Annotated in this window: 2 protein-coding genes; both read left to right on the top strand. The window is 69.7% G+C overall.

The window, feature by feature from the left end; genetic code table 11:
* A partial coding sequence (locus ABZ552_RS33940) for an amino acid adenylation domain-containing protein (protein WP_357441934.1) occupies positions 1-4179 on the top strand: 4179 nt, incomplete at its 5' end.
* A gap of 280 nt (positions 4180-4459) precedes the next feature.
* Positions 4460-10572: amino acid adenylation domain-containing protein (locus ABZ552_RS33935; RefSeq protein ID WP_357441932.1), on the top strand; the 6113-nt coding region annotated here is incomplete at its 3' end.

The following is a 10572-nucleotide window of genomic DNA, read 5'->3' as shown; positions in this document are numbered from 1 at the left end:
CGTGTCGGTGCGGATGACGATTTCTTCGCGCTGGGTGGTAATTCGTTGTTGGCGACGCAGGTCGCGGCGCGGATCGGCGCGGCACTGGACGCCCGTGTGCCGGTGCGCGTGCTGTTCGAAGCGTCCACCGTGGCCGGACTCGCCGCGAAGGTTGAGCAGCACGCAGGCAGCGGCGGCCGTAAAGCCCTGGTGGCCGGTCCGCGTCCGGAACGGATCCCGCTGTCGCTGGCGCAGCAGCGCATGTGGTTCCTCAACCAGTTCGATCCGGCATCGTCGGTCTACAACATCCCTGCCGCCATCCGCCTCACCGGTGAGTTGGACGTGGCCGCGTTGCGGCAGGCCGTCGCGGATCTGGTGGCGCGGCACGAGATTCTGCGCACGATCTACCCGCAGACGCCCGACGGCCCGGTACAGCAGGTGCTTCCGGCGGCCGAGGTGCCGATCAGCCTCGTACCCATCCGGGTCGACGCGGACGAGCTGGTCGCCGCGGTGACCGCGGTCGTCACCGCCGGGTTCGAGGTGACCACCGAAGTCCCGTTCCGGGTGGAACTGTTCGAGGTCGCGCAGGCAGACGAGGTCACCGAGCACGTGCTCGCTTTCGTCGCCCACCACATCAGCTCCGACGGCTGGTCGCTGGGACCGCTCACCCGGGATCTGATGCTGGCCTACGAGGCGCGCAGCAGGGGCGTGGCCCCGGCCATGGCCCCGCTGCCGGTCCAGTACGCCGACTACAGCCTGTGGCAGCGGGAGGTGCTCGGTTCCGAGACCGACCCCGGCAGCCTCATCTCGCAGCAGGCCGAGTACTGGCGCGGCGCGCTCGCCGCCCTGCCGGACGAATTGCCGCTCCCGGCCGACCGGCCACGGCCCGCCCAGGCGTCCTATCGCGGAGCCACCTTCGCCTTCGACATCGACGCCGAGCTGCACACCGCGCTGGAACGGCTCGCCCAGCAGCACAATTCGACGCTGTTCATGGTGGTGCACGCCGCACTCGCGGTGTTGCTGGCCCGGCTGTCGGGCACCTCGGACATCGCCATCGGCACCCCGGTGGCCGGCCGCGGCGAGGCCGAGCTCGACGACCTGATCGGCATGTTCGTCAACACCCTGGTGCTGCGGACCGAGGTCGAGCCGGGCACGTCGTTCGACGCGCTGCTCGCCGAGGTCCGCCGGACCGATGTCGCGGCGTTCGGTCACGCCGACCTGCCCTTCGAGCGCCTGGTCGAATTGCTCGATCCGGTCCGCTCGGCTGCGCGGCATCCGCTGTTCCAGGTGATGCTGGTGCTGCAGAACTTGGCGCAGGCGACGCTCGAGCTGCCCGGACTCACCGTGTCCGGCATCGATCCGCAGGTGTCGGCGGCCAAGTTCGACCTGCAGATCACCTTGGCCGAACAGCCCGGTGCAGCGGGCCTTTCGGTGGTGATCGGCTACGCGACCGACCTGTTCGACGAATCGACCGTGCGGAGTTTCGCGGACCGGTTCCGCCGTGTCCTGGCGACGGTCGCGGCCGATGCCACCGCCGTGGTCGGCGACATCGATGTGCTCGCGACCGGCGAGCGGGATCAGGTCCTGAGCGCGTGGAACGCGCCGGGTGCCTGGGTGCCCGGCGCGACCTTGCCGGATGTGATCGCCGAGCAGGCATGGTCGCGTCCGGACGCGGTCGCGATTCGTTTCGGCGACACCAGCTTGACCTTCGGTGAGCTGCAGCGGCGCGCGAACCAAGTCGCGCGGGCGTTGATCGCCCAGGGTGCGGGCCCGGAATCGGTGGTCGCGGTCGCGGTGCCACGCACCGAAGAACTGCCGGTCGCGCTGTTGGGTGTGTTGATCGCGGGGGCGGCGTATCTGCCGATCGACACCACCTATCCGGTGCAGCGGCTGGAATTCATGCTCGAAGACGCCGCTCCCGTGTGTGTGCTGACCACGGCGCAGGAGCGCCACGCGGTGCCTGCCGGTGAATTGTCGGTGGTGCTGCTGACCGAGGCCGAATCGTATTCGGACGCACCGGTCGGTGACGGGCAGCGGCTGGGACGGTTGCGCCCGGACAACCTGGCGTATGTCATCTACACCTCCGGCTCCACCGGCGTGCCCAAGGGGGTCGGGGTCGCCCACCGCAATGTGGTCGAGTTGTTCGCCAACACTCAGCCGTTGTTCGAGTTCGGCGCGACCGATGTGTGGACGTTGTTCCACTCTTACGCGTTCGACTTCTCGGTGTGGGAGCTGTGGTGCGCGCTGGCGCACGGCGGCAGCGTGGTCGTGGTCGACTATGTGACCTCGCGCTCGCCGGAGCAGTTCCGCGAACTGTTGATCCGGGAGCGGGTGACGGTGCTCAACCAGACCCCGTCGGCGTTCTATCAGCTGGTGGAAGCGGATCGAGCGGCGGACCCACGTGATCTGGCGCTGCGGTATGTGGTGTTCGGTGGTGAGGCGCTGGATCTGCGCAAGCTGGGCCGGTGGTACGAGCGCCATGGTGACCGCACGCGGTTGGTGAACATGTACGGCATCACCGAGACCACGGTGCATGTGTCGTTCCTGCCGTTGGCCGAGCACAGCGCCGACAACCCGGCCAGTGTGATCGGCCGGGCCATCCCCGGCTTGGATGCGTACGTGCTGGACCGGCGTCTGCATCCGGCTCCGGTGGGGGTGCCCGGTGAGATCCATGTCGTCGGGGCGCAGCTCTCGCGCGGTTATCTGGGCAGGCCGGGCTTGACCGCGACGCGGTTCGTCGCGAATCCGTTCGGTGCGCCGGGATCGCGGATGTACCGCAGTGGTGACATCGGCCGGTGGCGTGCCGGTGACGACAACGCCGCTCTCGAGTACGCCGGGCGTAGTGACCAGCAGGTGCAGTTGCGCGGGTTCCGCATCGAGCTCGGCGAGATCGAAGCCGCGCTGCTGCGCTGCGGCGGTATCGGGCAGGCGGTCGCGCTGGTGCGTGCCGACGAACAGTCGGGTGAGCGCCTGATCGGCTACGTCGTGCCCGACAGCGGCGTGCGCATCGACCCGGCGGAGGTCCGGGCCGGGGTCGCCGAGTTCCTGACCGGGTACATGGTGCCCGACGCCGTAGTGGTCATCGACGTCTTGCCGCTGACCCCCAACGGCAAACTCGACCGCCGCGCGCTTCCGGCCCCGGAGATCACCAGCGCGGTCGCCTACCGCGCGCCGGAGACGGTCACCGAGCAGGCGGTGGCGGAAGTATTCGCCGAACTGCTGGGCACCGACCGCGTCGGCCTGGACGACGACTTCTTCGCCCTCGGCGGTAACTCACTGCTCGCGGCACAGGTGGCCGGTCGGCTGCGGGACGCGACCGGAGCGACCGTGCGGGTGCAGTGGTTCTTCACCGACGCCACGGTTGCCGGGTTGGCCGCCCGCATCGACGCGGGCGACGCCGACGCCACCGCGGCGCTGGACGTGCTGCTTCCGATCCGGGCGAGCGGATCGGCGGCCCCGCTGTTCTGCCTGCATCCGATGTACGGCTTGGCCTGGTCGTATGCGGGACTGGCCCAGTTCATGCCCGCCGACCAGCCGATCTTCGGTCTGCAATCGCCCGCGCTGTCGGAGGACGGCGAGCTGCCGGATTCGCTGGCCGAGCTGGCCGCGCGCTACCTGTCCGAGATCAGGGCGGTGCAACCGCAGGGTCCCTACCGGTTGCTCGGCTGGTCGCTGGGCGGTGTCCTCGCCCATGCCATCGCCACCGAGTTGCAGGATGCGGGCGAGCAGGTGGAATTGCTGGCCATGATGGACAGCCATCCGAATCCGGACGTCGTCGGCTTCCGCGCCGCGGTGCGCGGTGCGTTGGCCGAACTCGGTCTCGGTACGACGGCCGCCGAGGGCGACGATGTCTACGACCTCGACGACGAGTCGTTGGCCGCGCTGCACGCCATGATCCCGGCGGATCTGGTCGCGGTGACGCCGGAGCGGCTGCGCCGGATCTATCGCAGCGCCGTCCGCTCGGCGGAGCTGATCGCCAAGCACCGGCCCGGCGTCTTCCGCGGCACCGTGCAGTACTTCAGCGCCGCCGTCGCCGACCCCGCCGACGAGTTGCGCGCCGCCGCGGCGGACTGGTGGCCGTACGTCCAGGGCATGGTCGTCGACCGGCCGGTCGAGGTCACGCACGCGCGGATGGCCACGCCGGAGGCGCTGGCGGTGATCGGCCCGCAGCTGGCCGCTCTGCTCGACGCGCGCCGGTGATCGTCCCTGCCGACGTCGCGACACGGATCGGGCGTCGGCAGGGAATAATCGTCCGCGGCACTCGTCATACGCGTCCGCTCCTGCCCCGGAAACTCACGGGTCGTGGCCGGTCACACTCGGCGTGCGCCGGCGGTTAGGTAACGATCGGCATGCGCGCGTTCGATGATCACAGCGCGGGCAGCATGGTGACGTGCGTGTGGCGACGATAGACAGGGTGAGGCAGCACGATGGTTCGGGCGGTCGGGCAGCGGTGTGACGAGACTGCGGAAGCGGTGCGCCGATGACCCGCCCGGCCCGTGTGCGTCCGACTCGGACCCGTCGCCCCCGCGTCACCACCCTGCCGCAGTTGATGGCCACCGCCGTGGAGGCCAACCCCAGCGGTGCGGCCGTGATCTTCGCCGACGCGACCAGCACCCACGCCACACTGAGCTATGCCGAGCTGGACGAACGGTCCACGCGGTTGGCGCGGCTGCTCATCGATCGGGGGGTCGGTCCGGAGGATCTGGTCGCGGTGGGTATTCCGCGGTCGGTGGAGTCCGTGGTGGCGGTGTGGGCGGTGGCGAAGACCGGTGCGGGGTTCGTGCCGGTGGATCCGAACTATCCGGCCGATCGCGTCGAGCGCATGGTCGTCGACTCCGGCGCGGTCTTCGGGCTCACCGTCGAGAAGATCCGCGCCGATTTGCCGCCCCGGGTCGAGTGGCTGTCCATCGACACCGCCGACTGCGCGCGGCGGCTGGAGGAGTTCGCCGCCGACCCGGTGACCTACACCGACCGCGTGCGTCCGCTGCGCGCGGAGCATCCCGCGTATGTCATCTACACCTCCGGCTCCACGGGCACGCCGAAGGGCGTGGTGGTCACCCAAGCGGGACTGGCGAGTTTCTGTGCCGAGCAGCGTGATCGGTATCGGGTGACGAGTGCGTCGCGGACGCTGCATTTCGCGTCGCCATCGTTCGACGCCTCGGTGCTGGAGTTGCTGCTCGCGCTCGGCGGCGCGGCCACCATGGTCGTCGCGTCCCCCACGGTGTTCGGCGGCGAGGACTTCGCGTCCCTGCTGCGCCGGGAGGCCGTGACCCACGCGTTCGTGACGCCCGCCGCGCTCGCGTCGGTGGATCCGACGGGGCTGGACGAGTTGCGTGTGGTGGTGGCCGGTGGCGAGGCGTGCCCGCCGGAGCTGGTGCGGCGCTGGGTGCTCCCGGTGTCGGGTGGGCGGACCCGGGAGTTCTTCAACGGGTACGGCCCGACCGAGACCACGATCATGACGAACATCAGCGCGCCGCTGGCGCCCGGCGAGCCGGTGACGATCGGCGCGCCGATCCGGGCCGTCACCGAGTACGTGCTGGACGAACGATTGGTTCCCGTTCCGAGCGGGGTGGCCGGTGAGCTGTACATCACCGGTGCCCAACTGGCCCGCGGCTACCACGAAAGGCGCGGGCTGACCGCGTCCCGCTTCGTGGCGAACCCGTTCGACGCCAACGGTTCCCGGCTGTATCGCACCGGTGACCTGGTGCGTTGGACGCCGGATGGTGAGCTGGAGTATCTGGGTCGCAACGATTTCCAGGTGAAGATCCGGGGTTTCCGGATCGAGCTGGGTGAGATCGACGCGGTGCTGGCCGGGCACGAGACCGTCGACTTCGCGGTCACCGTGGGGCACGACCTGGACAGCGGCGTCACCATCCTCGTCGCGTATGTGCACGCCGCGCCCGGGATGGTCGCCGACGCGGCCGAACTCGCCGCCTTCGCCGAACGCATCCTGCCCGCGCACATGGTGCCGACCGTCGTCATGGTGCTGGAGGAGATTCCGCTGACCCCCGTGGGCAAGCTGGATCGCGCGGCGCTGCCCACGCCGCGCCTACAGACCAAGGTATTCCGTGCGCCGGTCGGTCCGCTGGAAGAGCTGGTCAGCGAGGTGTTCGCCGAGCTGCTCGGTCCCGGTGCGCCGGTCGGCGCGGACGACGATTTCTTCGAGCTGGGCGGCAATTCGCTGATCGCGACGCAGGTCGCCGCCCGGCTCGGCGCGGCCATCGCGGCGCGGGTGCCCGCCCGGCTGATCTTCGAGAGCCCCACCGTCGCCGCGCTGGCCGCGCGGCTGGAGCCGTTGAAGGGCGCCGGTGACCGGCACGCGTTGGTGGCGGTGGAGCGTCCGGAGCGGGTGCCGTTGTCGTTGGCGCAGCGGCGGATGTGGTTTTTGAATCAGTTCGATACCGGTTCGGCGGGGAATAACATTCCGTTCGCGGTGCGGTTGTCGGGTGTGTTGGATGTGGCGGCGTTGCGGGCGGCGGTCGCGGATGTGGTCGGGCGTCATGAGACGTTGCGGACGGTGTATCCGGCGGTGGATGGTACGGGGTATCAGGTGGTGCTGCCCGCCGCTGCGGCCGTCCCCGACCTCGCGCCGAAGCCCGTCGCCGAACACGAGCTGCCCGCGTGGCTGCGCGGCCTCGCGCTGACCGGTTTCGATGTCGCGGCGGAAGTGCCGCTGCGGATGGCGCTGGCCGAGATCGGCCCCGCCGACCACGTGGTCGCGGTGGTGGTGCATCACATCGCGGCTGACGGCGCGTCGGTCGCGCCGTTCCTGCGGGACCTGCTCAGCGCGTTCCTGTCCCGGCGTAACGGGGCGCGCCCGTCCTGGGAACCGCTGCCGGTGCAATACGCGGACTACACGCTGTGGCAGCGCGCGATGCTCGGCGACGAGAACGATCCGGAGTCGGTGGCCGCGGCCCAGATCGCCTATTGGCGGCGAGCCTTGGCGGGCATCCCCGACCGGATCGACCTACCCTCGGACCGTCCGCGCCCGCCCGTCGCCTCCGGCCGGGGCGCGGAGTACACGTTCGCGGTGGACGCCTCGGTGCATCGAGGTCTCGCCGAGTTGGCGCACAGCGCGGGCGCCTCGGAGTTCATGGTGGTGCACAGCGCGCTGGCGGTGCTGCTCGCCCGGCTCACCGGCACCGACGACATCACCATCGGCACGCCCGTGGCGGGCCGGGGTGAGCGCGAACTGGACGCGCTGATCGGCATGTTCGTCAACACCCTGGTGCTGCGCACCCGGATCGACCTCGGCGCGTCGTTCCGCACGCTGCTGGCTCAGACGAAGGAAACCGATCTGGGCGCGTTCTCGCATGCCGAGTTGCCGTTCGAGCGGTTGGTCGAGGTGCTCGACCCGGTGCGGTCGCAGGCGCATCACCCGCTGTTCCAGGTGGCGCTGTTCTTCCAGAACCTGAACCGGCCGGAGATCGACCTGCCCGGGCTCTCCGCCCGCGTGCTGGAATTCGACGGCGCGGTGGCGAAATTCGATCTGCAATTGACCGTGGTGCCCGACTCCGGGGGCGAGGCGTCGGGCTTCACGGCGATGTTCACCTACGCCACCGACCTGTTCGACGAACGGACGATCGCCGAGTTCGCCTGGCGGCTGGATCGGCTGCTGACCGTCGCCGCCGCCGAGCCGGATCGGCCGATCGGCGCGATCGATCTGCTCGCTCCCGCCGAACGCGAACGCATCCTGCACGAGTGGAACGACACCCGTTACCCGGTTCCCGCCGAGTTGCTGCTGGACGGGTATCGCCGTGCGGCGGAGGCGTACGCGGACGAGGTCGCCGTGGTGTACGAGGGTGTGGAGTTGACGTTCCGTGCGTTCGATGCGCGGGTGAATCGTGTGGCGCGGTTGTTGATTTCGCAGGGTGTGGGTGCGGAGTCGTTGGTGGGGTTGGCGGTTCGCCGGTCGTTGGATCTTGTGGTGGGGATGTATGCGATCGTGGCGGCGGGTGGGGCGTATGTGCCGTTGGATCCGGATCATCCGGCCGAACGCATCGCGCACATCCTCGAGACGGCGCGGCCGGTCTGCGTGCTGACCACCTCCGCCGACGCGGTCGACGTGCCGGAAGGCACCGCGGTGCTGCTGCTGGACGCACTGAACCCGAACCGGTTCGACGATTCGCCGGTGCGCGCGGAGGAACTGCTGCGTCCGCTGCTGCCGCACCATCCGGCGTACGTGATCTTCACCTCCGGGTCCACCGGCCGCCCCAAGGGCGTCGCGATCTCGCACTTCGCGATCCAGAACCAGATCAGTTGGATGCTCGCGGCGTATCCGCTCGACGCGGACGACGTGTACTTGCAGAAGACGGCGACGACGTTCGACGTCTCGCTGTGGGGCTACTTCCTACCGCTGCGCGTGGGCGCCAAGCTGGTGGTCGCCCACCACGAGGGGCATCGTGACCCGGTGTACGTGGCGGAGACCATCGCGGCGCAAGGCGTGACGGTGACGGACTTCGTGCCGTCCATGCTGACGGTCTTCGCCGCCCACACCTCCCCCGGCTCGTGCCCGACCTTGCGTGACATCTTCGTGATCGGCGAGGCGTTGCCACCGGAGACCGTCGCCGCGATGCAGGCGGTGTCCGATGCCGCCGTGCACAACCTGTACGGCCCCACGGAGGCGGCCGTCTCGGTGACCTATTGGCCCGCGACCGCGGTGGACGAGCGCACCGTGCCGATCGGCGTACCGCAGTGGAACACGCAGGTGTACGTGCTGGACGCGCGTCTGCAACCGGTGCCGGCGGGGGTTCCGGGCGAGCTGTATCTGGCGGGGGATCAGCTGGCCCGCGGCTATGTGCGGCGTCCCGATCTGACCGCGGACCGGTTCGTGGCGAACCCGTTCGGCAATGGCGAGCGGATGTACCGCACCGGTGACCTGGTGGTCTGGCGCGCCGCCACCGACGAACTACCGCACCGGCTGGACTATCTGGGCCGGACCGATTTCCAGGTGAAGTTCCGCGGTCAGCGGATCGAGCTGGGTGAGATCGAGACGGCGCTGCTGGCGCAGCCTTCGGTGAGCCAGGCCGTGGCGGTGGTCGCGCCGTCGTCCCTGGGCGACCAATTGGTCGCCTACGCGGTACCCGCGCCCGGGTACTCGATCGAGCAGGGCGACTTGCTCGCGGCGATCGCGGAAACGTTGCCGGCCTACATGATTCCGGCTGCCATCGTGGCGCTGGACGCGTTCCCGCTGAATCCCAGCGGCAAGCTCGATCGCAAGGCGCTTCCCGAGCCGACCTTCACGGCGCGGCGATTCCGTGCGCCGGCGACGGCGGTCGAGGAAATCGTCGCCGAGGTGTTCGCGGCGGTGCTCGGCGTGGACCGGGTCGGCGCGGATGACGATTTCTTCGCGCTCGGCGGCAATTCGCTGGTCGCCACGAGGGTCGTGGCGCGTCTCGGGGCGGCGATCGATGCTCAGGTGCCGGTGCGTGCGTTGTTCGAGGCATCCACGGTCGCGGCGTTGGCGGCGGCGCTGGAGTCGCATACCGACGGTGAGCGCCGTGTGCGGCTGGGGAGCATCGCTCGTCCGGAGCGGTTGCCGTTGTCGTTGGCGCAGCGGCGGATGTGGTTCCTCAACCGCTTCGACCACGTTGAGGACGCCGTCGCGGCGACCGGTTCGGCGGCCTACAACTTGCCGTTCGCGTTGCGGTTGACCGGTGCGCTGGATGTGGGCGCGCTGGGTGCGGCGCTGCGCGATGTGGTGGCGCGGCACGAGGTGCTGCGCACGGTGTATCCGGAGACGCCCGATGGCCCGGTGCAGGTGGTGCTGGCCGCGGGCCAGGTGACGCTGGATGTGGCCGAACATCCGATCGGTGCGGACGAGATCGAGCGCGAGGTGTACACGCTCGCGGCGGCCCCCTTCGATGTGACCGCCGACGTGCCTGTTCGCGTCCGGCTGCTGCGGATCGTGGACGCGCCGCAGGAGTACGTTCTCGCGGTGGTGGTGCATCACATCGCGGCGGACGCGTCGTCGATGGGTCCGTTGGTGCGCGATGTGATGGTGGCGTACTCGTCGCGTGTGGCAGGCGAGTCGCCGGGCTGGTCGCCGTTGCGGGTGCAGTACGCGGATTACGCGTTGTGGCAGCGTGCGGTGCTGGGGGAGGAGTCGGATCCGGAATCGCTCGCGGCACGGCAGATCGCGTTCTGGCGCGCCGAGCTGGCCGGGTTGCCCGACGTGCTGGAGTTGCCGACCGACCGGCCGCGTCCAGCGGTGGCTTCGCTCGCGGGTGCGCGCGTGCCCGTGACGGTGGACGCCGCGACGCATGCCGGGTTGGCGGAGCTCGCTCGTGCGCATGGCGCGACGCTGTTCATGGTGGTGCACACGGCGTTCGCGGTGCTGCTTGCTCGCCTGTCCGGCAATGCGGATATCGCCGTCGGCACGCCCGTGGCCGGACGTGGTGAGCGGGAGCTCGATGATTTGATCGGCATGTTCGTCAATACTGTGGTGTTCCGGTCGCGGATCGACGGTGGCGAATCGTTTGCGGATGTGCTTGCGCGTCAGCGTGAGTCGGATCTTGCGGCGTTCGCGCATGCGGATGTGCCGTTCGAGCGGTTGGTGGAGGTGTTGAATCCGCCGCGGTCGACGGCGCGTCA

The organism is Nocardia sp. NPDC019219 (genome assembly GCF_040632645.1).
GTDB lineage: Bacteria > Actinomycetota > Actinomycetes > Mycobacteriales > Mycobacteriaceae > Nocardia > Nocardia sputorum.
This window is presented reverse-complemented; position numbering and strand designations above follow the sequence as displayed.